Origin of the sequence: Ralstonia mannitolilytica, from assembly GCF_000954135.1 — a bacterium.
Lineage (GTDB): Bacteria > Pseudomonadota > Gammaproteobacteria > Burkholderiales > Burkholderiaceae > Ralstonia > Ralstonia mannitolilytica.
Map to the genome: position 1 here is coordinate 3320727 of NZ_CP010799.1, position 21729 is coordinate 3342455.

At 66.6% G+C, this 21729-nt stretch carries 23 protein-coding genes; 15 read left to right on the forward strand and 8 right to left on the reverse strand.

What is annotated here, in order from left to right; translation table 11 throughout:
- Nucleotides 1-532 precede the first annotated feature (532 nt).
- The 4 genes from TK49_RS15620 (at nucleotide 533) to TK49_RS24225 (ending at nucleotide 2703) form a co-directional block, all read left to right on the forward strand.
- Nucleotides 533-739, forward strand: a complete 207-nt coding sequence (locus TK49_RS15620) for a cold-shock protein (protein WP_045787522.1) — start codon at nucleotides 533-535, stop codon at nucleotides 737-739.
- Between the two features lie 177 nt (nucleotides 740-916).
- Nucleotides 917-1375, forward strand: coding sequence for a YjjA family protein (locus TK49_RS15625; RefSeq protein ID WP_045787523.1), 459 nt, complete (start codon nucleotides 917-919; stop codon nucleotides 1373-1375).
- 74 nt (nucleotides 1376-1449) lie between these two features.
- The gene (locus tag TK49_RS15630) at nucleotides 1450-2070 is read left to right on the forward strand and encodes a DUF4126 domain-containing protein (protein ID WP_045787524.1); all 621 of its coding nucleotides are present in this window, start codon (nucleotides 1450-1452) and stop codon (nucleotides 2068-2070) included.
- A 369-nt stretch (nucleotides 2071-2439) separates the two neighbouring features.
- Nucleotides 2440-2703, forward strand: a complete 264-nt coding sequence (locus TK49_RS24225) for a hypothetical protein (protein ID WP_164490847.1) — start codon at nucleotides 2440-2442, stop codon at nucleotides 2701-2703.
- Between the two features lie 129 nt (nucleotides 2704-2832).
- On the opposite strand, the gene icd is transcribed toward TK49_RS24225, so the two are convergent.
- Nucleotides 2833-4083: an NADP-dependent isocitrate dehydrogenase gene (gene icd, locus TK49_RS15635; RefSeq protein ID WP_045787525.1), complete on the reverse strand. Its 1251-nt coding sequence runs from the start codon at nucleotides 4081-4083 to the stop codon at nucleotides 2833-2835.
- A gap of 252 nt (nucleotides 4084-4335) precedes the next feature.
- Nucleotides 4336-4743, reverse strand: a complete 408-nt coding sequence (locus TK49_RS24230) for a sugar dehydrogenase complex small subunit (RefSeq protein WP_233902595.1) — start codon at nucleotides 4741-4743, stop codon at nucleotides 4336-4338.
- A gap of 337 nt (nucleotides 4744-5080) precedes the next feature.
- On the opposite strand from TK49_RS24230, the gene TK49_RS15645 reads away from it, so the two are divergent.
- The 5 genes from TK49_RS15645 (at nucleotide 5081) to TK49_RS15665 (ending at nucleotide 9848) form a co-directional block, all read left to right on the forward strand.
- Complete coding sequence (locus TK49_RS15645; RefSeq protein ID WP_045787526.1) at nucleotides 5081-5284, forward strand: hypothetical protein; 204 nt, start codon at nucleotides 5081-5083, stop codon at nucleotides 5282-5284.
- A 182-nt stretch (nucleotides 5285-5466) separates the two neighbouring features.
- Nucleotides 5467-6981: a metallophosphoesterase gene (locus TK49_RS15650; RefSeq protein WP_045787527.1), complete on the forward strand. Its 1515-nt coding sequence runs from the start codon at nucleotides 5467-5469 to the stop codon at nucleotides 6979-6981.
- Nucleotides 6978-8309 (forward strand): cytochrome-c peroxidase, encoded by a 1332-nt coding sequence (locus TK49_RS15655; RefSeq protein ID WP_045787528.1) that lies wholly within the window; start codon nucleotides 6978-6980, stop codon nucleotides 8307-8309. The genes TK49_RS15650 and TK49_RS15655 overlap by 4 nt, the downstream gene beginning before the upstream one ends.
- A gap of 88 nt (nucleotides 8310-8397) precedes the next feature.
- Nucleotides 8398-8850, forward strand: coding sequence for a DUF192 domain-containing protein (locus tag TK49_RS15660; RefSeq protein WP_045787928.1), 453 nt, complete (start codon nucleotides 8398-8400; stop codon nucleotides 8848-8850).
- Nucleotides 8851-8885: 35 nt separating this feature from the next.
- Nucleotides 8886-9848, forward strand: a complete 963-nt coding sequence (locus TK49_RS15665; RefSeq protein WP_045787529.1) for an MBL fold metallo-hydrolase — start codon at nucleotides 8886-8888, stop codon at nucleotides 9846-9848.
- On the opposite strand, the gene TK49_RS15670 is transcribed toward TK49_RS15665, so the two are convergent.
- The 3 genes from TK49_RS15670 to TK49_RS15680 all read right to left on the reverse strand — a co-directional run bounded on the left by TK49_RS15670 (nucleotide 9845) and on the right by TK49_RS15680 (nucleotide 12322).
- A complete protein-coding gene (locus TK49_RS15670) occupies nucleotides 9845-10312 on the reverse strand; it encodes an MliC family protein (protein ID WP_045787530.1) in 468 nt (155 codons plus the stop codon). The genes TK49_RS15665 and TK49_RS15670 overlap by 4 nt on opposite strands.
- 58 nt (nucleotides 10313-10370) lie before the next feature.
- Entirely contained in the window at nucleotides 10371-11339 is a 969-nt protein-coding gene (locus TK49_RS15675) for a LysR family transcriptional regulator (RefSeq protein WP_045787531.1), read from the reverse strand.
- Between the two features lie 65 nt (nucleotides 11340-11404).
- Complete coding sequence (locus TK49_RS15680) at nucleotides 11405-12322, reverse strand: LysR family transcriptional regulator (RefSeq protein ID WP_045787532.1); 918 nt, start codon at nucleotides 12320-12322, stop codon at nucleotides 11405-11407.
- Nucleotides 12323-12395: 73 nt separating this feature from the next.
- On the opposite strand from TK49_RS15680, the gene TK49_RS15685 reads away from it, so the two are divergent.
- Entirely contained in the window at nucleotides 12396-13952 is a 1557-nt protein-coding gene (locus tag TK49_RS15685; RefSeq protein WP_045787929.1) for an MFS transporter, read from the forward strand.
- Nucleotides 13953-13961: 9 nt separating this feature from the next.
- On the opposite strand, the gene TK49_RS15690 is transcribed toward TK49_RS15685, so the two are convergent.
- Nucleotides 13962-14372, reverse strand: a complete 411-nt coding sequence (locus TK49_RS15690; protein WP_045787533.1) for a DoxX family protein — start codon at nucleotides 14370-14372, stop codon at nucleotides 13962-13964.
- Between the two features lie 35 nt (nucleotides 14373-14407).
- Complete coding sequence (locus TK49_RS15695) at nucleotides 14408-15292, reverse strand: LysR family transcriptional regulator (protein WP_045787534.1); 885 nt, start codon at nucleotides 15290-15292, stop codon at nucleotides 14408-14410.
- A gap of 106 nt (nucleotides 15293-15398) precedes the next feature.
- Between TK49_RS15695 and TK49_RS15700 the strand changes: the two genes are divergently transcribed.
- From TK49_RS15700 to dapA, 4 genes are all read left to right on the forward strand, one after another.
- Nucleotides 15399-17027 (forward strand): gamma-glutamyltransferase family protein, encoded by a 1629-nt coding sequence (locus TK49_RS15700; RefSeq protein ID WP_045787535.1) that lies wholly within the window; start codon nucleotides 15399-15401, stop codon nucleotides 17025-17027.
- 102 nt (nucleotides 17028-17129) lie between these two features.
- On the forward strand, nucleotides 17130-18446 hold the full coding sequence (locus TK49_RS15705; RefSeq protein ID WP_045787536.1) for an MFS transporter: 1317 nt from the start codon (nucleotides 17130-17132) through the stop codon (nucleotides 18444-18446).
- Between the two features lie 127 nt (nucleotides 18447-18573).
- The gene (locus tag TK49_RS15710; RefSeq protein ID WP_045787537.1) at nucleotides 18574-18921 is read left to right on the forward strand and encodes a hypothetical protein; all 348 of its coding nucleotides are present in this window, start codon (nucleotides 18574-18576) and stop codon (nucleotides 18919-18921) included.
- An 8-nt stretch (nucleotides 18922-18929) separates the two neighbouring features.
- On the forward strand, nucleotides 18930-19871 hold the full coding sequence (gene dapA, locus TK49_RS15715) for a 4-hydroxy-tetrahydrodipicolinate synthase (RefSeq protein ID WP_045787538.1): 942 nt from the start codon (nucleotides 18930-18932) through the stop codon (nucleotides 19869-19871).
- On the opposite strand, the gene TK49_RS15720 is transcribed toward dapA, so the two are convergent.
- Complete coding sequence (locus tag TK49_RS15720; RefSeq protein WP_045787539.1) at nucleotides 19820-20395, reverse strand: hypothetical protein; 576 nt, start codon at nucleotides 20393-20395, stop codon at nucleotides 19820-19822. The genes dapA and TK49_RS15720 overlap by 52 nt on opposite strands.
- A gap of 308 nt (nucleotides 20396-20703) precedes the next feature.
- On the opposite strand from TK49_RS15720, the gene ypfJ reads away from it, so the two are divergent.
- On the forward strand, nucleotides 20704-21585 hold the full coding sequence (gene ypfJ / locus TK49_RS15725; protein ID WP_045787540.1) for a KPN_02809 family neutral zinc metallopeptidase: 882 nt from the start codon (nucleotides 20704-20706) through the stop codon (nucleotides 21583-21585).
- The last annotated feature ends 144 nt before the right edge of the window (nucleotides 21586-21729 follow it).

Consider the following 21729-nt stretch of genomic DNA (forward strand, 5'->3'; position numbering starts at 1 on the left):
AAATAACGCTGACTTCAAGGTCTGCAAACGGTTTGGCCGAGCCGGCGTGCTTGCGTCGGCCCTCGGCGCGGAGGGGTTTTTCCGCCGCTGCCCGCCGGAGAGCGGCGCAAGCTCCGGGCCTGCCATGCCAATCGTTTTCTCACAGTGGGGGCGACCGGCTCAATTTCGAGCGAAACCTCTTCAAAAACTGACCGTTTTTCGCCACAAACCCATCTTCGGCGGCCTTGACAGTCTGTTGCTTTCCTCGAACAATCGAATTCAACATGTGCGTCTTACTGCCCCGCAAACCGTTGGCAGCAGGCCTCATGATGGTGAGCCGGGGAGGCCTCACACCAGTCGACAACAGATCGACAACCGCTTCAGGCTGTGGCGCCTGCCACGAGAAGACCGATCGCTGACGGCGCGGTTCCATCCGCGCCTTTCGTCGTGCCCCACGGCCGACGCCCGGCGATGACTGCGCGGTACCGCTCTGCACTGGCCCGACAGGCATGCTTTCCCCGCTCGGACTTGTGTTTCCACGGAGGGGTTGTTTATGGCAAGCGGTACTGTCAAATGGTTCAACGATGCCAAGGGTTTCGGTTTCATCTCGCCTGACGAGGGTGGTGAAGAACTGTTCGCGCATTTCTCGGCCATCCAGATGAGCGGCTTCAAGACGCTCAAGGAAGGCCAGCGCGTCACGTTCGAGGTGACGCAGGGTCCGAAGGGCAAGCAGGCCACCAATATCCAGTCGGCCGCCTGATCGGCGTCATGGGGCGCCCGCCGCTGGCGGACGCCCAATTGCAAAAAACCCGGTACTACGCCGGGTTTTTTGTTGCCGCAGCGGCGGACAATGGCGGCACACCGCAAGCAACACGCCATTTCGTCGCAGCGTGGGCCAGGGTGCGTGGATGATCCCCGTGTTCAAGGAGGCCCCCGCATGAAACAGCACATCGCCTGTACCGCCCTCTCCGTCGCCCTCATTGCGGCGTTACTGCCGGCCGGTGCCAGCGCGCAGATCGGCGATCTCATCAAAGGCGCCACGCAAGGCGGGCAGGAATCCTCCGGCGGGTTGGGCGCCCTGGGGAATCTCGGTGGAATGGGCGGCGGCCTGCCGTCGCTGGGTTCGCTCAGCTCGGGCAGCACCGGCAATGTGGCCGGGGTGCTGGAGTTCTGCGTGAAGAACAATTACCTGAGCGGCGCCGGCGCGGAGTCGGTCAAGGACAGGCTGCTCGGCAAGCTGGGGGGCGCGCCCGCGTCTGACCCAGGCTATACGGATGGCACCCGGGGCATCCTCACCGGCGCCGACGGCAGCACATTCGACCTGGCCAGCATCAAGTCGCAGATCACCCGCCAGGCCTGCGACAAGATCCTGTCGCAGGGCAAATCGCTGCTCTGAGGCGCGACGCGGCCAGGCGCGCACTACACTGCAGTATCGATGGGCGTTCGCCCGCCATTTTGCTCGAGGCACCCATGCTGGAAACCGCCGCGCTGGCCGCCGGCTTGTCCTGGACCAGCGGCTTCCGTCTCTACCTGGCCGTGTTCGCTGCGGGCATCCTGGGCCGCTCGGGGTGGCTGCACCTGCCGCCCGGTCTGCAGATGCTGGAATCGTGGTGGGTCATCGGCTTGGCCGGCGTGCTGGCGGTGGCGGAATTCCTCGCCGACAAGATTCCCGGTTTCGATTCCGTTTGGGATGGCATCCAGACCTTCATCCGCGTGCCTGCCGGTGCGATCCTGGCTGCGGCTGCGTTCGGACAGCTCGATCCGCAATGGATGGTGGCTGCGGGACTGATTGGCGGGACGCTGGCCGGCACAGCCCATGCCACCAAGGCCGGCACGCGCGCGCTGATCAACACGTCGCCGGAACCGTTCTCGAACTGGGTGGCGTCGTTCAGTGAAGACGTGGCCGCCAGCGGCGGTTTGTTGATGGCGTTTTTCCTGCCGATCGCGTTCCTGGTGGTGCTGGCGCTGCTGCTGTTGGTATCGGCGTGGCTGCTGCCCAAGCTGTGGCGCGGCGTGCGGCGGCTGCGCGATGTGCTGCGCGGGCGCTCGCCGGGGCCGCAATCGCCCGGCACAACGCGGGTGCCTCACTAGTCGCCATCCGCGCGCAGCCGCGACAACGCGCCTCTAGGCGCTGCACGTGCCTCCCCTAGACAAACTCTGATTTATAGTTTCGCCCCTGCTCAGACGAAGCAGCCATCGGTACACTCGCGCCCATCGCTTCAGTGCCATAGAGAATGCGATCGAGGTGTGGAAACCTCGGGTATAGCGGGCAAGCGCCGAGCATAGGTGCTTGTCCTGAACCGTTATGGCTTGGCTTCGTCTCCTTCCTGGGGCGAGCCAGGCTTGATCGGCTTCGGCCGTGCCGATCGCTATACCTCGGTTTTCCACCTTGCCTGTGCTCGCCCACCCCTCCCGCCAAGGGTTGGGCGCGGTTCCGTTCATCACATGAAGAGGAATGCCGTGACCCGCTCGATCTTCCCATCCGTCGATCCCGCTGTTGCCGATTCGCGCGGCGAATATCAAAAGGGCGTTGGTGCTGCGCGGGAACTCCTGCATGCATTGGCCGCGCGCGCCGCAGCCATGAAGCAGGCCGCCACGAGCAAGACGGCTTCGCCGGAACGTCGCGGGCCCCCGCTGATTGATGGGCGAGGCCGACGCATGGGCCGCGGCGCCTTTGTTGCAGCATCGGCGTTGAGGCTTGTTGGGACTCGCCCGCCCCTTTGAGAGTGCAAGCCGCCCAAGACTGGAGCACACGCGGGCGGCTGGTTGCGGCTCGAAACGAAAAACCCCGGCCAGCCGAAGCTGCCGGGGTTTTTGTCATATCCATCGCGGCCGGAGCCGCGAGCGACATGCTTACATATTCTCGATCATCACCTGACCGAAGCCCGAGCACGACACTTGGGTCGCGCCTTCCAGCAGACGGGCGAAGTCATACGTGACCTTCTTCGACAGGATCGCCTTTTCCATCGAGCTGATGATCAGATCAGCGGCTTCCGTCCAGCCCATGTGGCGCAGCATCATTTCGGCCGACAGGATTTCCGAACCCGGGTTCACGTAGTCCTTGCCCGCGTACTTCGGCGCGGTGCCGTGGGTGGCTTCGAACATTGCCACCGAATCCGACAGGTTGGCACCCGGGGCGATACCGATACCGCCGACTTGCGCGGCCAGGGCGTCGGAGATGTAGTCGCCGTTCAGGTTCAGCGTGGCGATGACCGAGTACTCGGCCGGACGCAGCAGGATCTGCTGCAGGAAGGCGTCGGCAATGGCGTCCTTGACGATGATTTCCTTGCCCGTCTTCGGGTTCTTGAACTTGCACCACGGGCCGCCGTCGATCAGCTCGGCGCCGAATTCCTTCTGGGCCAGTTCGTAACCCCAGTCACGGAAGCCGCCTTCCGTGAACTTCATGATGTTGCCCTTGTGCACCAGCGTGACCGACGGCTTGTCGTTGTCGATCGCGTACTGGATGGCCTTGCGCACCAGGCGCTGCGTGCCTTCCTTCGACACCGGCTTGATGCCGATGCCCGACGTTTCCGGAAAACGGATCTTCTTCACGCCCATTTCGTTGCGCAGGAAGGCGATGACCTTCTTGGCCTGCTCGCTCTCGGCGGCCCATTCGATGCCGGCGTAGATGTCTTCCGAGTTCTCGCGGAAGATGACCATGTCGGTCTTCTCGGGCTCACGCACCGGCGACGGCACACCCTTGAAGTAGCGCACCGGGCGCAGGCAGACGTACAGGTCCAGCTCCTGGCGCAGCGCCACGTTGAGCGAACGGATGCCGCCGCCCACCGGCGTCGTCAGCGGGCCCTTGATGGACACCACGTAGTCCTTCAGGACTTGCAGGGTCTCTTCGGGCAGCCATACGTCCGGGCCGTACACCTTGGTCGACTTTTCCCCGGCGTAGATTTCCATCCAGGAAATCTTGCGCTTGCCGGCGTAGGCCTTCTCGACCGCGGCGTCCACGACCTTGATCATGACCGGCGTGATGTCGAAGCCCGTGCCGTCGCCCTCGATGTAGGGAATGATGGGGTTGTCGGGGACGTTCAGGGAGAAGTCCTTGTTGACGGTGATCTTCTCGCCGGCCGGGACCTTGATGTGTTGGTACATGACGACTCCAGTGCTGACCGCAGGTGAGCGGATGGACGGTGGGGGTTGACAGCACAGCGCGCCGCGCGCGGGTTGGCCGATGCGGCACGCTGCAATGAACTGGCGATTCTAGCGGCCCGCGATGGCGCTCTCACGATGCACCGCACAAAATCCTTGCAAGCCGCAACTCTTATATAAGACACAAGAGTGAATTCCGCATTATGCCGGAAAATTTCACCATCCGCCATACTCCCGCGCGTGGCGGACCGGCCCCTAGCTGCCGGGCAAACCACCGTCCGGACGGTGTGCGACAACGGTGCGGGCATCCGTCAGTGCGGGCGCGGCGTCGGGCAGCGCGCTCCAGGCGGCGACAACCCGGGCCAACGCGTCGCGCAGCCCGGCGGAAGCGTCGGTGTTCAGCAACCCGGCCAGCCCCGCGGCATCCAGACCGGGGTGACGGCGCACCAGCCAGGCGAGCGTCTGGATGTGGTCGCCGAAGCGGCCGTCCGCCTCGAGCAAGAGGCACAAACGTGCCAGGGCCGCACGGCGGTCCAGCGGCGCTCCGGCGATCGTCTCCGATACCAGAAGGAAATCGTCGAGGTGCGAACTGGGCGCCGGCGCGGAGCGGAAAACTCCCGGCAAGGCGGCGAGCGCCACCCAACCACCGGCGGCCAGCAGCACGTCGCGGCGCCGAAGCGGCTCCGGCTTGGGCGGGGAAAGCGACAACGAAAGCGGGGACACGGCAGCATGAAGGAAAACGGGCCTGCATTCTCAAGGTCCGCAGCGGCGCCCTCCTATCAGACGAGTCCGAAATGGCGGCCCGCAGGCGGCGCGTCGGGCAACTTTCTTGCGCGGCGCAACATGGTTCACATCGCGGATCCGCGTGTGCCGGACTTTCGCCGCCGCCCGCAAAAAATTCGATCCGGCGTGTCAACGGGCCTGTAACGGGCTGCGTTATTGCAGATGACTCATTTAGCGGGTCGATGGTTTAACTCACTGATCTATAAAAGGATTCACCATGAAGAAGCTGATCGCTGCCCTGATCGCCGGCCTGTTCGCCACCGGTGTGTTCGCTCAAGCCTCGGCCCCGGCTGCTGACGCAGCTGCTGCTCCGGCCGCTGAAAAGGCTGCTCCGAAGGCCAAGAAGGCCAAGAAGCACCACCACAAGAAGGCCAAGAAGGCCGCTGCTGCTGACGCTTCGGCTCCGGCTGCCCAGCAATAAGCTTGTGGCGACGCCGGGCCCTCGCGGCTCGGCTGGCCCAGAGAAAGCAGATGCTTATGCATCTGCTTTTTTTTTCGCCCCGCTTTGGCCGATACCCCAGCACGCAAGTGGGGCTGTCAAAATAGCGCCATCTAGCTTGGGTACGTTGCGCGTTCCTCACAACAAGAAACAGGGAAGGCGCGATGGAATTCCGATCGATGTTCGCTGCGGTGCGGCGCAAACGCACCGTGTTGACGATGCTCTCTCTTGCCGCGCTGGCTGCGGCAGCCGTGATCGCAGGCTGCGGCGGCTCGTCCTCCGATTCCACGCCTGCACCGACGCCCGCGCCGGCTGACGCCGCCACGGCGGATGCCAATATCCAGGCCGCGTGGGTGGAGATCGGTGACAACAATCAGGCCATCGTCCGCGTCGCCACGAGCTACACGAACGGCGCAACACCGGCCGACAGCTCCGTGTGTCCGCTGCTGACGGTGGACGGCTCCACCACCCGCATGAGCCTGCGCGTGGCCGCCGGCACCGTGGCACAACGCACCACCGCCAGCGCCGCGAGCGATTCCAAGGCTTCGTCCTTTCCGGTGAGCGCCTGCGAGGCCACGGTGGCATCGACCGCCAAGGCCGCGTCGATCGGCTCCCGTGTGCTGCCGCTGCCCAAGGCCAACCCGCAACGCGTGGTGATCCTGGCGGACACCGGCTGCCGCATGAAGAAGTCGAGCAACACGTTCCAGGCGTGCAACGATCCGCTGTCGTGGCCGTTCTCGACTGCTGCCGCCACGGCAGCGGCCATGAAACCCGACCTCGTCCTGCACGTGGGCGACTACCACTACCGCGAAAACGCCTGCCCGCCCGACGTGGCCGGCTGCCAGGGCAGCCCGTGGGGCTACGGCTGGGATACATGGCAGGCCGACCTGTTCCAGCCCGCCGCCCCGCTGATGGCCGCCGCCCCGTGGGTGCTGGTGCGCGGCAATCACGAGGAATGCGCGCGCGCCGGCCAGGGCTGGTATCGCTTCCTCGATCCGCGCCCGTATTCCGCGGACCGCTCGTGCGACAACCCGGCCAACGACACCGCAGCCAACGCGTCGGACCCGTACGCCGTGGCCATCGGGAGCGATACGCAAGTCATCGTGTTCGATTCGGCCAAGGCGGGCACCACGCCGCTGGCGACCACCGACCCGTGGTTCCAGACCTACCAGAAGCAGTTCGCCACCGTCGGTACGCTGGCCGCCAAGCCGGGCGTGATGTCGATCTTCACCAACCACCACCCGATCCTCGGCTTCGTGCCGATCGCAGGGGGCACGCCGCTGGGCGGCAACGCGGCACTGCTGTCGGTCATGAACAGCCTGAACGCCACGGCCTACTACCCGCCCGGCGTGCAGGTGGCGCTACATGGTCACGTGCACGACTTCCAGGCCATCAACTTCACCAGCAACCATCCGGCGACCATCGTGGCGGGCAACGCCGGCGATTCGCTGGATGTGGCCCTGCCCGATCCGTTCCCGGCCATCAGCCCGGCCTCCGGCGTGACGGTGGGCAGCATCTCGCACAACAACTCGTTCGGCTTCATGGTGATGGACCGCCAGCCGGCGCCCGCCAAGGGCTGGCTGTTCAAGGCGTACACCGTCAACGGCAAGCTGCTGACGACGTGCACGCAGAACGGTTCGAGCCTGGTGTGCGACAAGACCGGCTTCGTCGCACCTTGAAGCGCCTGCGCATTGCGCTTTGGGTTGCCGCCACACTCATCCCGGGTGTGGCGCTGGCCGAATCGATTGGCATGACGCCCAAGCTGGACGCCGTGCCGCCGCCTGCCGAGTCGGCCGTGTTCAAGCCCGACCCGAACCTCGTCGCGCTCGGCAAGCGGGTGTTTTTCGACCCGCGCCTGTCGGAGCCGCAGGGCACGTCGTGCGCGGCGTGCCATGACCCCGGCCGGGCGTTCGCGCCCACGCTCAAGGGCGAGGCGCTGCGCATCGGCGTGCCGGCAGGCAGCCGCCCGGGGCACATGGCCGCGCGCAATGCGCCATCGCTGCTGTATCTGCGTTACGTGCCGCAGCGGTACTTCTTCCAGGACGACGACGCGAGCTTCCCGTCGCCGTTTGGCGGCTTCTTTGCCGATGGCCGTGCCGACTCCATCGCCGAGCAGATTCGCGGCCCGCTGTTCAGCCCCGATGAAATGGGCAATCGCTCGCCGCGCACGCTGCAGCGCAAGGTGGCCGGCACTGACCTCGGCCAAGCGCTGACGCAGCAATTCGGTGCCGATGCGGTCCGCGACCCCGAACGGCTCGTGGGCGCGCTGGGAAAGGCGCTGGAGGCGTATTTCCAGAGCGACGAGATGGCGCCGTTCACCTCGCGCTTTGATGATTTCCTGCGCAAGCGCACGCCGCTTTCGCCGGCCGAGATGCGCGGCCTCGCCCTCTTCCGCAACCCCGACAAGGGCAACTGCGCCTCGTGCCACCTGATGGTGGAATCGTCGTCGCGCCCGGAGCGCTCGCTGTTCACCGATTTCGGCTACGACGCCATCGCCGTGCCGCGCAACCCGCGGCTGCCCGCCAACAAGGACGCGCGCCACTTCGACGTCGGCCTGTGCCAGACCGCCCGCGCCCTCGGATGGCCCGAGCCCGACCAGTGGTGCGGCTACTTCCGCACGGCCGGCCTGCGCAACGTGGCCGTGCGGCAGACGTTCATGCACAACGGCGTGTTCCGCACGCTGCGCGATGCGGTGGCCTTCTATGCCACGCGCTCGACCGACCCGGCGCAGTGGTACCCCGGCGGCAAGCGTTTCGACGACGTGCCAGCCAGATACCAGGGCAACATCAACGTGAACGCTGTGCCGATGAACCGCCGCGCCGGCGCTACACCCGCGCTGACGGAAGACGAAATCGACGACATCGTCGCCTTCCTGCGCACGCTCACCGATGCGCGCTACGTGGCGCAGATGCCGGACCCCGCGGTGGACAAGGCACGCTCGGCGCACGCGCCCAGGGCGGGCACAAGGACCGCCGCCATCCGGCCCGACCAGGCCACTACGCGGTAACAACTTTTTATCCCCGCGGGCCCTCGCCGCATTGACGCCGGGAGGTCGAGTGCCGATCATGGTGCGTTTCGTTTCTGCCTTGCTTGCCATGACCACGCTCTCCCGCCTGCTTGCCGGCCTGTGCCTGTCGATCGCCGCCGGCACGGCCTTCGCGCAAACGCCGACCGGCCCGAACACCGGCCTGCCCGTCACCGATCTGACGATCGGCATGTACAAGGTCCACGCTGAAGTGGCCGCCACCCCGCAGTCTCGCGAGACGGGGCTGATGTTCCGCAAGTCGATGCCCGACACGGCCGGCATGCTGTTCGTGTTCGACGAGATTGCCGGACACTGCTTCTGGATGAAGAACACGGATCTGCCGCTCTCGATCGCGTTCATCACCGAGGACGGCACCATCTCCGACATTGCCGAGATGAAGCCGCAGACCGAAGACAACCACTGCCCGACCCGCGCCGGCCGCTATGCGCTCGAAATGAACAAGGGCTGGTTCTCGCGCAAGGGCATCAAGCCCGGCATGAAGGTCGGCGGCCTGCCGCGCTGAGGCGCATCCCACAACAACAGAGAGGAGACCGCCGCATGCACGCATTCAGCAACAACCGCCGCCGCTGGATGCAGCAGGCAGGCGCACTGGCCGCAGGCGCGGGCGCTGCCGCCGCAGGCTGGCCGATGGCAGCATCGGCGGCAGGGGCGGGCAAGGGCACGCGCCTGATCCTGCTCGGCACCGCCGGGGGGCCGACGCCCAAGAAGAACCGCTCAGCGCCGGCGCAGGTGATCGTCATCAACGGCGTGTCGTACGTGGTGGACTGCGGCAACGGTGTCGCACGCCAGTATGTAACGGCGGGGCTCAAGCTCAAGGACATTCGCCACGTCTTCCTCACGCATCAGCACTCCGACCACAACGCCGATTACGGCACGCTGATGCTGCTCGCCTGGGCCACCGACCTGACCGGCCCCGTCGACGCCTGGGGCCCGCCCCCGCTGGCCGCGATGACGACCAGGTTTCTCGAACTGTACGACTACGACATCCGCACCCGCATTGCCGACGAAGGCCGGCCGCCGCTGGCGCCGATGATCCACCCGCACGAGATCACCGAAGGCGGGCTGGTGATGCAAGACGCCAACGTCAAGGTCACGAGCGCATTGGTGAAGCACCCCCCGGTGGCGCCCGCCTTGGCGTTCCGCTTTGATTCGGCAGACCGCTCCATCGTCATTTCCGGCGATACGGCGCCGAGCGAAAACCTCGTGCGCCTGGCCTATGGCGCCGACGTGCTCGTGCACGAGGTGATGCACCTGCCGTCGCTCGACAGGCTGCTCGCCACCGAGCCGAATGCCAAGACGCTGCGCGAGCATCTGCTGGCGAGCCACACCTCCACCGAAGACGTCGGCCGCATCGCCACCGAGGCCAAGGTGAAGACGCTGGTGCTGTCGCACTTCGTGCCGGGCGGCTATCCGTATCTGGAAGATGCGGTGTGGCTCGATGCGGTGCGCCCGCACTTCAAGCGCGAGATCATCGTGGGCCGCGACCTGCAGGAAATCTAGGGGCGGCCGCTGGTCGCTTCGTTGCAGTCGCGGTAGAGGACGTTGCGGTTGGCGGGCAGCGTCTCATCGGTGAGGAAGCCGGTGGGACCCTTCGTCCACCAGACGTACGGGCCCGACGCATAACGCGCGCCCGACGCCGAGATGACGTTGGCGAACACGTGGGTCTTGCCGTCGAGCGTGATGGCCGCCAGCGGTGTATCGCCCACCGTCATGTACTTCACGAGCAGCGTCTTGCCGCCCCCGCAGCTGTAGCGCACGTCGTGCGGCTCCTTGATCGGCAGTGCGGAATACGCGCGGGCCTGGTCGATGGCCTTGTTCAACCCGGCCTTGGCAAAGTCGAGCGCGGTATTCAGATCGTCGGACGACATGCCGGGCACGGGCGACTGCTGCGCGGTGGCGAAGCCACTGAACACGCCGGCGCCCAGCGCCACGCCCAACATCATTGCGGTTGCAGAACGACGCATGGATCGGTCTCCTTGGAAGATCAGCGGGAGCCCGTTAGACGTGTACGGGCCCGAAAAGTCAGTCCGCCGCGTCGTCGGCTTCCGCGGCTGACGGGCTCAGCACAAGCGGTGTCGGCTCCAGGCGTTGCGGCAGTTCCTCGGACAACGCGCGCGCCGCTTCGGCAAAGCACTGCACGAGGCTGTCAGCCAGCGATGACGGCGCATGGTGCTCGGCACGCATGGCGCGCACATCGAAGGTCTGCGCCGGTTCCAGCGCGAACAGCGCGATGCGCTCCATGCTGCCGGTGGCGGCGGTGAACTGGTCGAGCATCGTCACCCCCAGCGATTCCTCCACCAGCGAGCGCGCCAGCGAATACGTCTGCACCTCCAGCGTCGACTGCGGCGCCAGTCCGCCGCGTGCCAGCGTCTGCCCGACGAGCGAGCCGAGCGAGATCTGGTCTTCGAGGCCGATGAACGGTTTCTCGGCGACGAGCCTGTGCAGCGCGCGACCGTCGGTCTTTCCGCCGACCCACGCGCGCGGTGCGGCCAGCAGGATGCGGCCCTGGGCGACCGGCGTCGTGCTGATGGCGGGATGCACGGGCGGCGCAAAGGCGAAGCCGACATCAATATCCTGCGAGAGCAAGCCCTGCACGATCTCGGCGGTGTGATGGGTGAACACGCGCACGAGCGTGTCGGGGTGACGCTGTGAGAAGCGGCGCACAGCCGGCGCGAGAATGCTCGGCGCCAGGCTCGGCGTGGCCGCCACGCGCAGGCGCCCCGCCCCCTTGTGGCGCAGGTTGGCCGACACGCGCCGCACGCGCTCGACCTCCTGGTACAGGCGTTCGACCTCCGCGAACAGCTCGAATGCCTCCGCGGTAGGCTGCAAGCGTCCCTTGGTGCGATCGAACAGGCGGAAGCCGAGCTGCAGCTCGGTGTGTTGCAGCACGCGCGTCACCACGGGCTGCGACACGTTGAGCATGCGCGCGGCCTCGCTGACGGTGCCCACCAGCATCACGGCGCGGAAGACTTCGATCTGGCGCAAGCGCATGGCCGCCGGTCCTCACAAATCCGAATGGGAAAGCGCCGATTGTGACATCGGCCCCGAGTCTTCGGCTAGGCCGGATCGGCGGGCGCCGGCGTGGCGGCGACGCCCTCCGCCTCGAGCGCATCCAGAAACACGCGCACCTTGCGCGGCACGAGCTTGCGCGCCGGCATCAGCGCGTACACACGCAGCGCGGTCAGCTCGAAGTCGGGCAGCACGCGCACGAGCCGGCCGGTGGCGACTTCGGCATCGCCCACGGAACGCGCCATGCGCGCCACGCCCAAGCCGCGCACGGCGGCGCGGGCGCGCATTTCGGCATTCAGCGTCTGCAGGCGCGGCTGGATCGGAACCTCGATCGGCTCAGCCGCTGGGTCGCCCGCGGGGCGGAAGGCCCAGCTCGCATCGTCGGGGCCGGAGAGGCAGGGCCAGCCGGCCAGGTCGGCGGGCGTCTTCAGCGGCGGGCGTTCCGCCAGCAATGCCGGCGAGGCGTACAGGCCGCGCGGGATCATCACCACGCGGCGCGCCACCAGCGACGAGTCCGGCAGCATCTGGTCGACCATCACGAAGACGATGTCGTAACCGCTGGCCAGCAGATCGGGCTGCTCCCACGAGATGTGCACCTGTATCTGCAAGTGCGGGTATTTCTCGAGCGTGCGGCACACCGGCTCGGTCAGGTGCTGTGCACCCACCTCGTACGGCGCAGCGATGCGCAGCGTGCCGGCGACGGTTTCGCTGGCGGCGGTGGTGTCGGCGTGCACTTCGCGCAGGCGCTCGAACAGTGGGGCGATGTCGTCGTAGAAGTGCGAGCCCGCTTCGGTCAGGCGCAGCTGGCGCGTGGTGCGCGTCATGAGCCGCACGCCGAGCGAGGCTTCCAGCCGCGAGACGGCGGCGCTGGCGGTCGATTTCGGGATCCCGAGCGCCTCGGCGGCGGCGGTGAAGCTGCCGGCCTCCACCACGCGGCAGAAGGTCTCCCAGTCGTTCCACTCCATTGTTCGCATGACTGGACAGTGTTCCTAGAGTTGGCCGTTTATCCGGCTGGCGGGCAAGTTTATGCTCGGGCACATGTCGCTGCAAATCCTCAAACCCGCGTCGCTGCGGGCGTTTCCCCATTTTTCTTCTGCGCGTGTCCACGCATTCGGGCTCGCGCTGGGCCTGTCCACCGGGCTCGACTTCGTGTCTTCGCAGATGTTCGCCGTGGCCGGGCAGCACATCCAGGGCGGCGTGCATGCCAGCCCCGAAGCGTATCTGTACGCCGTCACCGCTTATGCCGTGGCCGCGGTGGTGGCAAACCTCGCCATCGGCCGCATTGCCGCGCACGTGGGCTACCGCATGTACTCGCTCGTAGGGATCGCGCTGTTTGCCGCCGGCTGCGTGGTGTGCGCGCAATCGAACACGATTGGCGAGCTGGTGGTCGGCCGGACGATCCAGGGGCTGGGCGCGGGCGGCCTGTTCTCGGCATCGCGGATCCTGGTGCAGCTCACCGCAGAGCCCGACGAGCGCATCCCGCCGATGCTCATGTTCAGCGTCGGTCTCTTCGGCCTGACGACGATCGCGCCGTGGATCTGCGCCGAGGTGCTCGAATACAGCGAATGGCGCGTGATCTTCTGGCTGGAGCTCGTGCTGGCCGTCGTGGCGTGGATGGCGATGTTCTTCCTGCCGCCCGAACGTCACCAGCCCCGCACACGCGCCGCACGCCGCCCGCACGAGGCGCCGCCGCAGGACAGCCTGTGGGACTGGGTCGGCGTCGGCGCCATGGCCATCGGCGCGTTGTCGTTCCTGATGGGCCTGTCGGAGCTGCGTTATAGCCGGCTCACGGCGTCGCCGGCGATCCCGCTGCTCCTGATTGGCGGGGCGGCATCGCTGCTGCTGGCCATGCACCGGCTGCGCACGCACCCCGATCCGTGGCTCGACCTGTCGCGCCTGAACGGCCGCCGCTACCTGTGGGGCATCGGCTTCTACGGCGTGTACTACCTGATGAGCGGCTATTGGTCTTACCTGTTTCCGGCGGTGTCGCAAGGCGGGCTCGGTTTCACGTTCCGCACGACCACGCTGTTCCTGATGATCAGCGGCGCGGTATCGACCGTGGTGGCGGTGATCATGACGATCTGGCTGCCGTTCTTCTTCCGCAAGCGCCGCTTCATCGCGATCGGCTTTGGCGTGTATGCGGCGGCAGCGCTGCTGCTCGGCACGAGCCTGATGCCGGGCGCACCGGACTACGCCTTCTTCCCCGTATCGATGCTCGAAGGCATCACGCCGGGTGCGGTGATGATCCAGGTCGCGATGATGACCTACCTCGATCTCGACCGGGAAGACTTCGCGCACGGCTACCAGATGAAGAACATCGCACGCCAGTTCGCCACGGCAGTCGGCACGGGGCTGGCGGCGGTGTCGCTGCAGACGCAGCAGGCCGAATCGCGCTCGCTGATCGTGGCGCACGTCACGCGCTTCACATCGGATCTGCAGGCCGCCGGACCGCTGACGCCGCAACGCCTGGCGAGCCTGTCGGCGGAGATCGACCGACAGGCCACGCTGCTGGCCGGCACGCAGCTCTTCAGTTGGTTTGCCGTGGTGTGCGGCGTGCTGGCGGTGGTGGTGCTGATGCAGCGCTCGCTGCGCTGAAAGCGCCCGCTACGATGTCTGCACCGCGTACTTGCCCGGCCCCACGGCGGCCAGCAGGAACAAGCCGCCCATGATCGTCAGGTTCTTGTAGAACTGGATCTTGTTGGCCGCCTGCGCCGCGCCTTCCATGCTCCAGTAATGGTGGCCAATCAGCGACGTGCCGAGCACGAACAGCGCCATCAGCAAGGCCAGCGGCCGCGTCCAGAAACCGATCAGCAGGCAGATCCCCACGCCCAACTCCATGATGACGGCAATGGCGGCGGCCACCGCCGGTACGGGCGCGCCCGTGCTTGCCATGTAGCCGACCGTGCCCTGGAAGCCGGTGAGCTTGGCCCATCCGGACATCACGAACAGCACCATCATGAGGATGCGGGCGAGCAGCATCAGCTCGTTTCGCCAACGTTCGATGAACGCGTCCATTTCTGGCCTCCGGGGCGGATTTTGGTGATTGCAGTCTAGGCGCTCGATTTGCCAAGTGTGGTTTCGAGCGCATCGAGTACCGCTTGGATCACACCGTGCCGCACGTGCTCCTTGCGCTCGATCATGCCGACAGTGCGCACGGGGGTCTGCGGCGGCATGGGCAGCACGCGCAGGGCGGGATCGCTCTCCCAACTGGCGCGGCGCAGGCGCGGCACCAGCGTCACCCCAACCTGCTGGCGCACCAGCTCAACGATCGCCTCGATCGAATTGACCTCGATGAACTCGTTGACCGCCATGTGCGTCTTGCGCAAGGCACGGTCGATGAGGGCGCCCGTGCGCACCGCGCGGTCAAAGCGCAGGAACGGGTGCGTACGCAACACCTCCTCGGCACGGCCGCGCGTATGGCGCCCGGCCACCACAACCAGCGGCTCGGTGTAGAGCGGGTGCCACGCGAGGTTGGCCGGCAGCCGCTCCAGATGCTCCACCACCAGCGCGCCATCGAGTTCCCCCGCCTCCACCTGCTCGGCCAGTTCGCCCGATTTGCCGGTGATGAGCTTCACGTCGAGCGCCTTGTGCACCTGCTTGAGGCCCGCCACCGCATGCGCCAACGACCCCATGACCGACACCACCGCGCCGATCGCCACGGCGCCGGCAAGCTCGGTCTGCGGCTCGTCGCCGATGCGCATGGCGTCGTACAGCGCCAGCAGATGTTCGGCCTGCGGCAGGAGCGCCCGCCCGCGCGCATTGAGCGTGACGGTGCGGCCCGAGCGGTCGAACAGGTCGCGGCGCAACTCGGCCTCGAGCGCACGCATCTGCAGGCTCACGGCGGCCTGCGTGAGCGCCACGCGCTCGGCAGCGGCGGCAAACGAGCCATGGCGCGCCACTGCGACGAAGGTGCGGAGAAAGCGGATCGTACTCACCGACGGAATCTCAAGATTTTCTTAAGCAACATCAAATGAATTTTAACTTTATTAAATCCAGCGCGAGGCAAATAATCGGCGTTCAACTCCATCCCGCTTGAGCACCATGTCCCACCGCTTCGACTGGCAGAACCCCTATCCGACCGTGCGCATTCCGCTGTTTGCGCGCAACGTTGTGTCGACGTCGCACCCGCTGGCCGCGCAGGCTGGGCTGCGCATGCTGCTCGCGGGCGGCAGCGCCGTGGATGCGGCTATCGCCGCAGCGGCCATGCTGACCGTGGTCGAGCCCGTCTCGTGCGGCCTGGGCAGCGACGCCTTCGCAATCCTCTGGGACGGCAAGGAACTGCACGGCCTGAACGCCTCCGGCACCGCGCCGCAGGCCTGGAACCTCGATTACTTCCGCAAGAAATACGGCGAAGACGCCAAGGGCAACCCCAAGCGCCCCACGCGCGGCTGGGACGCGGTAACCGTGCCCGGCGCCATCTCCGCATGGGCTGCGTTGCACGAGCGCTTCGGCAAGCTGCCGTTTGCCGACGTGCTGGAACCGGCGGCCGAGATTGCCGAGCGCGGCCACACCATCGCGCCCATCGTCGCGCACAAATGGGCGGCGGCCATTCCCGAACTGCACAACCAGCCCGGCTACGCGCAGGCCTTCATGCCGCACGGCCGCGCGCCGGAAGTGGGCGAAAAATTCAAACTGCCCGACGCAGCCGCCACGCTGCGCCGCCTCGGCCAGACCAATGGCCGCGATTTCTACGAAGGTGAACTCGCTGAACGCATCGCCGCCTATTCGCGCGAATGCGGCGGCGGCATGACCGCACAAGACCTGGGCGACTATCGTCCCGAATGGGTCAAGCCGATCACCAAGCGCTACCGCGGCTACGACCTGCACGAGATCCCGCCGAACGGCCAGGGCATCGCCGCGCTCATCGCGCTGGGCATTCTCGATCGCTTCGATCTTGGCGCCCTGCCGGTCGACTCCGCCGATTCGCAGCATCTACAGATTGAAGCGATGAAGCTGGCGTTTGCCGATCTCTACCAATACGTGGCCGACCCGCGCTCGATGGAAGTCACGCCAGAGCAGATGCTCGACGACGCGTACCTCGATGCACGCGCCAAGCTCATCGACATGGGCCGCGCGCAGATGCCGACCTTCGGCATGCCGCGCGCCGGCGGCACGGTGTACCTGACGGCCGCCGACGAGAGCGGCATGATGGTCTCGTTCATCCAGTCCAACTACATGGGCTTCGGTTCCGGCGTGGTGGTGCCCGGCACCGGCATCAGCCTGCAGAACCGCGGCTTCGGTTTTTCGATGGACGCGCGTTCGGCCAACGTGGTGGAAGGCGGCAAGCGACCATTCCACACCATCATTCCAGCGTTCCTGACCAAGGATGGCCAGCCGCAGATGAGCTTCGGCGTGATGGGCGGCGACATGCAGCCGCAAGGCCACCTGCAGACGCTCGTGCGCATGCTCGATTACAAGCAACAGCCGCAGGCCGCGTGCGACGCACCGCGCTGGAAGGTCAACCGCGATTTCACGCTGGACGTGGAAGGCACGATGAACGCCAAGACCGTCGCTGCACTGGAAGCACGCGGCCACAAGCTCGAATCGGTGGCCGATCCGTACATGGATTTCGGCTCCGGCCAGTTCATCTGGCGCCTGTCGGACGACGCCGATCACGGCTACGTGGCCGCCAGCGACAGCCGCCGCGACGGCCACGCGGTGGGCTTTTAAGAAAGCTCCGCCGCACCAGCGCGCTGACCCGTGGGACCGGGCGGGCAACGCGCTGCAGTTCCCATAAAAACGATCCCGGCCGGCACCAAAGGAACCCTCATCATGACCGCCCCCTCTGCGGCAGGCACTGCTGCACCTGCTCGGCACGCAACAACGACTGCAGCGCACGCACGCCGCATCGTCATTTCGTCGTCGATCGGCAATGCGCTGGAGTGGTACGACTTTCTCGTCTACGGCTTCTTTGCGTCGGTCATCGGCAAGCTGTTCTTTCCGGCCGATGACGAATGGGTCTCGCTGCTGTTTGCAGTGGGCAGCTTTGGCGTGTCGTTCATCACGCGGCCGGTGGGCGCGATCGTGCTGGGCATGTATGCCGACAGAAAGGGGCGCAAGGCGGCGCTGACGTTGTCGATCCTGCTGATGATCGTCGGCACGCTGGCGATTGCCGTGATGCCGGGCTATCAGCAGATCGGTATCGTCGCGCCCATCACGATCCTGCTCGCACGTTTGGTGCAGGGCTTTGCGGTGGGCGGTGAATTCGGCAGCGCGACGGCCTTCATGGTCGAGCACAGCACGCGCGGGCGCGGCTACTACGCCAGCTGGCAATTCGCCAGCCAGGGCATTGCCACCATTCTGGCGGCCGGGCTGGGGGCGCTGCTCACCGCGTCGCTCACGCCGGCCGATCTGGAAGGCTGGGGCTGGCGGTTGCCGTTCGTCTTCGGCTTGCTGGTCGGCCCGGTGGGTTTCTACATCCGCCGCCATCTGGATGAGACGCCCGAGTTCGTCGCCGAGCAGAAGAAAACGACCGTCGATCCGCAAGCGTCGTTCAAAGCGCAGTGGACGAACCTGCTGCTGGCGGTGGGCGTGGTGGCACAGTCCACCGTGTCGGTGTACGTGCTCCAGCTCTACATGCCGACGTATGCCGTCAAGCAACTGCATCTGCCGGCCGCACAGTCGTTCGCGGTGGTGGTACTCAATGGCGGGCTGCAGTTTCTGCTCTCGCCGGTGATGGGCGCGCTGTCGGATCGCATTGGCCGCATCCGCATCATGCTCAGCACGTCGGTGCTGATGATCCTGCTGATCTATCCGATGTTTGCGCTGTTGCGCGCGTATCCGACCATCGGTGCGCTGCTGGCGCTGCAAGCTGTGTCGGGCATCTTCAAGGCCGCGTATTCGGGCCCGATGCCGGCGCTGATGTCGGAGATCTTCCCCACGCGCGTGCGCTCGACCGGGCTGTCGCTCGGCTACAGCCTCGGCGTGACGCTGTTTGGCGGGTTCGCGCCGTTCATCGTCACATGGCTGATCCACACGACGGGCGATACGCTGGCACCGAGCTACTACGTGCTGACGGCCGCTGCGGTGAGCGGCATCTCGCTGACGATCATCGCGCTGCGTCGTTGCAAGGCAGTGGGCGCTGCCTGAGCATTTACGCTTTCTTTACGCAGCGTCACGCCCCTTTTTCACGCTTTTTACGAGCGATTCGATACGGTGTCGTCATGTTCAACGACATGGCGACGCGGGCCGTCGCCAACTCATCATGGCGCGATCGATGCTCCTGTCTTCGCTGATTCCGCAATTGCTGCCGCCCTCGCCGGCGACGGTGCCTCGGGCGGCGGCGCTGCCGGCACGCCAATATGTGTGCCTGCGCGTGACGGTGCCCGGCGATGCACCGCACGCGGTTCGGCGGCAGCTGCATGCGCTGCTTGGCGACACGCTTGGGCTGTACATCGTCCGGCATGACGCTCGCCGCAAGGCAGTCACGGTCGACCTCGAACTGCCGCATGCGGATGTCGACGCGGTGGTGGGCGCGCTGTTGCGTGGCCTGCCCCGCGCCACGCTGGGCCGCATCACGCCGCTGTGCACGTCCCACAAGCGCGCGCATGCGCTGCTGCATTGAGGCGCGCCATGTTTTCGGGAATCTGGATTCCGCTGGTCACGCCGTTCCACCATGGCCAGGTCGACACCGCTGCCCTGCGGCGGCTGGTGCGCCATTACCAGGGCGCGGGCGTGTCGGGCTTCGTTGCGCTGGGCACGACCGGTGAAGCCGCGCTGCTCTCTCAGATCGAGCGCTACACCGTGCTGGAGGCCATCGCCTACGCTTGCGCCGACCGCACGCCTTTTCTGATCGGCGTAGGCGCGGCGGACACGCGCGAGGTGTGCGCGCAGATCCGTCATTACGAGCGCTGGAACAGCGCGGGCTACCTTGTTCCGCCGCCGTATTACGTGTGTCCATCGCAAGCCGGGGTGCACTGGCATTACACACAGGTGGCCGCCAGCACGGCGCGGCCCGTGGTGCTGTACAACGTGCCCAAGCGCACGGGCGTGTCGATCGCGCCTGCCACCGCACTGGCGCTGGCAGAGACCGCCAACATCGTCGCCATCAAGGAATGCGTGGCCGAGCAATTTGCCCAGCTCGAAGGCGGGCCGCTCGCTGTCCTGAGCGGCGATGACGGCGCGCTCCTCGACTGCCTCGCACATGGCGGCACCGGAGGCATCCTGGCGGGCGCCCACCTGCGCCCGGATCTGTTCGTGGCGTTGGTCGCGCACCATCGCGCAGGCCGCGTCGACGAAGCACGGCGCCTCGCCAGCGCGCTTGCGCCCTTGGCCGAGCTGCTGTTTGCCGAGCCGAACCCGGCGCCCGTCAAGGCGCTGCTGTCGGAGGCGGGCCACATTGCTGCCGATACGCGCGCGCCCCTCCTGCCGGTGTCGGAACCGCTGCGGCGCCGCCTGCGCGCAGCGGTGCACGGGCTCGACCACATCGGCGCCGGCGCGGGCTTCGACTTGCGAAAGGCCCCTCAGGCGCCCTTGTACCAAGACGCGTCGAACGGTGCCCCGCGATGCATGTAGCGCGTGCCGCGATGGTGTCGGCGCGCCTTGGCCGGTGCCGGGGCGTCCGGCTCGTCGATGGTCTCGCGCTCGGCCACGGTGCGCGCGCGGGGCTGCTGGACCTGCGAATAGATCCGCTGCTCCATCCGGTCACGTGCAGCCGCCACGCGGTCGGGCGACGCGGGCGCCTCGGCCGCAGGCGGCGCCTCCACCGGCGTCGAAGCATTGGCCGGAGTGGCGGCCACGGCCACGCTCATCGCGTTGCCCGCCTGGGCCGCCGTGGGCGTGTGGCTGGCGAGACTCTTCACCCAGGGCGCGTGGTACATCCCCACGTAGATCGCGCCCGTGACTGCGATGAACGCAGCCGCGACGCTGCCGAACGCGCCATCAAACACCGCGGCGGAAACGCGCCCCCAGAAGGGCTTGCGCTCGGCATCGGTCTGCTCCACGTCCGACACCTCGGTGGGGTCGACGTGCGTGGCGGCCAGATGCGACGGATCCGCGGCGTCCGGTGGCTGAGCAGTGATGGAAGCAGGCAAACGCATGGTGAACACTCGAAGTCATGGATCGGCAACCTCATCTGCGCCGATCGTGATTCGGAAACCGCCGTGTGTCGGCAACATGACAGGGCCGGCGGGCGATGAGCAGCTTTGCATAGCAAGTTTCCTGCCGGACTTTGTGCGTTGCCGCAATCGTCTGCAAACCCTTGTTGCACCGGGAAAAACGTCCAGGAACAGACGATTGGGCCGCCCAACGGAATGTCCGTGCGCGCATACAGCGGGTAGACTTTGCAAAGTTTACCGGGTGTGACACCGGAACCTGCCACCGACCCCTAGCCCTCAAGGAGAACAACGTGCGTTGGGATGACATGCGCGAGAGCAACAACGTCGAGGACGAACGCGCGTCCTCGGGGGGCGGCTTTGGCGGCGGCGGTATCCGCTTGGGCATCGGCGGCATCGCGGTGGTGGCCATCGTCGGTCTGCTGATGGGGAAGAACCCGCTTGAGATTCTCGGCATGGTGATGCAGGTGTCGCAGAATGCACCGGTGCAATCCGCGCCGGGCCCTGCGCGCCCCACCGGCGAAACCGACAACGACCGCAGCAAGGCGCTGGTCAGCCACGTGCTCGGCGATACCGAAGACACCTGGTCGCAGCTCTTCAAGCAGGCCGGGCGCGCGTATCAGCCGCCCAAGCTGGTGCTGTTCCGCCAGGGCATCCGGTCGGGTTGCGGAGACGCCACGTCGGCGGTCGGCCCGTTCTATTGCCCGGCGGATACGAAGGTGTACCTCGATCTCGGCTTCTTCGATGAACTCCGCCGCCGCTTCGGCGCCCCCGGCGACTTTGCCGCCGCCTACGTGGTCGCGCACGAAGTCGGACACCACGTGCAGAACCTGCTCGGCGTGTCGGAGAAGGTCAGCCGCGCGCAGGCGGGCAAGCCGGAGCGCGTCGCCAATGCGCTGTCGGTCAAGCTCGAACTGCAGGCCGACTGCCTGGCCGGTGTGTGGGGCCACTACGCGCAGCAGCGTGGCCTGCTCGAACGCGGCGATCTGGAGCAGGCGCTCACCGCGGCGCACGCCATCGGCGACGACACGCTCCAGCGCAACGCGGGCCGCAGCGTCACGCCCGATGCGTTCACGCACGGCACCTCCGAGCAGCGCATGCACTGGTTCCGCCAGGGCTTCGATGGCGGCGACCTCCGCCAGTGCGACACATTCCGCACTGGCGCGGACGCCTGAGCGCAGACGAGGCGGGCATGCTGTCACGCATGCCCTGCAAAGCGCTTTCCCGTCGCGCGATTCGCCCCCGGAAAAAAAAGGCGCGCCTTCCTGGAAGACACGCCCACCGGCGATCCGCAGTCGCCGTCCGTACAACGGCCGACT

Bases quoted from the DNA above. Each gene is read 5' to 3' on its own strand.
- TK49_RS15620 (WP_045787522.1), top strand. From the start codon at position 533: ATGGCAAGCGGTACTGTCAAATGGTTCAACGATGCCAAGGGTTTCGGT.
- TK49_RS15625 (WP_045787523.1), top strand. From the start codon at position 917: ATGAAACAGCACATCGCCTGTACCGCCCTCTCCGTCGCCCTCATTGCG.
- TK49_RS15630 (WP_045787524.1), top strand. From the start codon at position 1,450: ATGCTGGAAACCGCCGCGCTGGCCGCCGGCTTGTCCTGGACCAGCGGC.
- icd (WP_045787525.1), bottom strand. From the start codon at position 4,083: ATGTACCAACACATCAAGGTCCCGGCCGGCGAGAAGATCACCGTCAAC.
- TK49_RS15645 (WP_045787526.1), top strand. From the start codon at position 5,081: ATGAAGAAGCTGATCGCTGCCCTGATCGCCGGCCTGTTCGCCACCGGT.
- TK49_RS15650 (WP_045787527.1), top strand. From the start codon at position 5,467: ATGGAATTCCGATCGATGTTCGCTGCGGTGCGGCGCAAACGCACCGTG.
- TK49_RS15660 (WP_045787928.1), top strand. From the start codon at position 8,398: ATGACCACGCTCTCCCGCCTGCTTGCCGGCCTGTGCCTGTCGATCGCC.
- TK49_RS15665 (WP_045787529.1), top strand. From the start codon at position 8,886: ATGCACGCATTCAGCAACAACCGCCGCCGCTGGATGCAGCAGGCAGGC.
- TK49_RS15670 (WP_045787530.1), bottom strand. From the start codon at position 10,312: ATGCGTCGTTCTGCAACCGCAATGATGTTGGGCGTGGCGCTGGGCGCC.
- TK49_RS15675 (WP_045787531.1), bottom strand. From the start codon at position 11,339: ATGCGCTTGCGCCAGATCGAAGTCTTCCGCGCCGTGATGCTGGTGGGC.
- TK49_RS15680 (WP_045787532.1), bottom strand. From the start codon at position 12,322: ATGGAGTGGAACGACTGGGAGACCTTCTGCCGCGTGGTGGAGGCCGGC.
- TK49_RS15685 (WP_045787929.1), top strand. From the start codon at position 12,396: ATGTCGCTGCAAATCCTCAAACCCGCGTCGCTGCGGGCGTTTCCCCAT.
- TK49_RS15690 (WP_045787533.1), bottom strand. From the start codon at position 14,372: ATGGACGCGTTCATCGAACGTTGGCGAAACGAGCTGATGCTGCTCGCC.
- TK49_RS15700 (WP_045787535.1), top strand. From the start codon at position 15,399: ATGTCCCACCGCTTCGACTGGCAGAACCCCTATCCGACCGTGCGCATT.
- TK49_RS15705 (WP_045787536.1), top strand. From the start codon at position 17,130: ATGACCGCCCCCTCTGCGGCAGGCACTGCTGCACCTGCTCGGCACGCA.
- TK49_RS15710 (WP_045787537.1), top strand. From the start codon at position 18,574: ATGCTCCTGTCTTCGCTGATTCCGCAATTGCTGCCGCCCTCGCCGGCG.
- dapA (WP_045787538.1), top strand. From the start codon at position 18,930: ATGTTTTCGGGAATCTGGATTCCGCTGGTCACGCCGTTCCACCATGGC.
- TK49_RS15720 (WP_045787539.1), bottom strand. From the start codon at position 20,395: ATGCGTTTGCCTGCTTCCATCACTGCTCAGCCACCGGACGCCGCGGAT.